The sequence below is a fragment of the Acidiphilium sp. genome, from assembly GCF_049977125.1.
Classification (GTDB): domain Bacteria; phylum Pseudomonadota; class Alphaproteobacteria; order Acetobacterales; family Acetobacteraceae; genus Acidiphilium.
The window spans coordinates 1-1,875 of the sequence record NZ_JBMFGY010000340.1; the positions used below are offsets into that span (position 1 = coordinate 1).

Below are 1,875 nucleotides of genomic sequence, written 5' to 3' on the forward strand. Positions count from 1 at the left end.
GTTCGAGGCCCAGCCGTTTTTCCCTGACGTTGATAGCCGGTTCAAGTTCTGCGCATTTGTCGCCAGCCCGTCGCCGGTTCATGCCGACACGCGCTGCGCCTTCTTTCTGCAGGACGTATCAGAGCTTCTCGATCCGGAACGGTGCTTTCCGCTCTCGGCTCAGGATTTCGCCAGTGTCAACCCGAACACCGGCACTGCGCCGATATTCAGAACCAGGCGCGACGCCGCACTGACCACAGCGATTTATAGCCGTCTGCCCGTGCTGGTTGACCGTTCAACCGGTGCGGAGGTGAAGACGTGGCCGGTGAAATACCTACGCATGTTTGACATGACCAACGACTCCGGCCTGTTCCGCACAAGGCAGGAACTAGAAGAAAAGGAAGGTGCTTACCCGATCGGCGGCAACCGGTTTCGGAGCAAGGCTGGGGACTGGGTGCCGCTGTATGTCGGTCGGATGATTCATCAATTCGATCATCGAGCGGCATCCGTCGAGGTGAATGCCAAGAACCTTCACAATGCGGCACTGAGCGGTGGCATTACGGCCGAGCAAAAGGCCGATCCCGATTTTCTTCCAACCCCGCAATATTGGGTGCCGCTGAAAGACGTGGATTTTCCGGAAGGGCTAGAATGGGCAATCGTGTTTCGCGATATCGCGCGAGCGACCGACGCCAGAACGATCATTTCAGCCATAGTTCCTCTTTCTGGTTTTGGGAACAAGTTGCCGATACTGTTTCCGGCGGACACATCACAATATCGAGCGTGTGCAGCCGAGATTATCGGAAATATGAATTCGGTTGTTTTCGACTATGTAGCCAGATCGAAAATTCACAGCACGAGCGTGAATTGGTATTTGGTCGAGCAGCTTCCGGTTGTTCCTCCTGATCGGTACAGGGCGACCCGTTTCGGCAAGAAGACGGCCGCCCAGATCGTGCACGAAGCCGTGCTGGAGTTGACCTACACGGCGCATGACATGGCTCCGTTCGCCGTCGATATGGGGTATATTGATCGGGTCGGGAAGGTGAAGCCGCCGTTCATCTGGGATGAAGACCGGCGGCTGAAGCTCCGGGCTAAGCTTGATGCTGTGTATTTTCATCTCCATGGGGTCACCGACCGAACCGATGTGCGCTATATCTATTCGACGTTTCCGATCGTCGAACGCGAGGAGGTCGCCGCCTATGGGCACTACCGCTCCCGCGACCTTTGTCTGGCTTACATGAGCGCACTGGCAGCCGGGGACCCGGATGCAGAAATAAATTTGTGACCATCAGGAAACGGCGTCATCATCATGTGTGGCAATTTTACCTGAAATCGTGGGCAACGAACGATAAGATTTGGTGCTTGCGCGACGGAAAAATTTTCAATCCAAATACTGTAAATGTTGCCGTGGAACGAGATTTCTACAAACTACAAAAATTGACAAAAGCAGATATTGATCTGATCCAACTTCTGGTGATCGATAAGTCGCCAGCGTATAACAAGGCTAATCATGAACGTTTTTTAGAACTCTTAACACTGCCCGGACGGTTCGTCGATGAAAACCGGAAGCTCATTAAAAATATCGAAGAAATTAATGAAGCATTAGATGTTTATATGTGTAATATTTTAGAAGACCATCATTTTAGAATTGAGTCATTGTTTACTCCTTTGCTTAAAAAACTAATCGCAGGAGATGTTTCGTTTTATATCAACGATGATGATTGTATGAATTTCTCATACTATATTTCTGTTCAATACATGAGGACAAAGAATATAAAAGAGCGAGTTATTACAGATTTGAGAAAAAAAAGCCATATCGATCTTGATAATGTTTGGGTCATATTGAGTGAATTCTTTTCAGAAGATATGGCATCGACGCTATTCGTTGAAAGAAAGCGC

The 1,875-nt window shown here is 49.6% G+C and carries 1 protein-coding gene and 1 pseudogene; both read left to right on the plus strand.

The features are described from left to right. Positions 1-1,261: pseudogene (locus ACP5E6_RS18870) on the plus strand (hypothetical protein); the annotation flags it as partial. Then, positions 1,258-1,875 (plus strand): DUF4238 domain-containing protein (locus ACP5E6_RS18875; protein WP_427956998.1); only part of this gene is annotated, 618 nt, incomplete at its 3' end. The pseudogene ACP5E6_RS18870 and the gene ACP5E6_RS18875, both read left to right, overlap by 4 nt.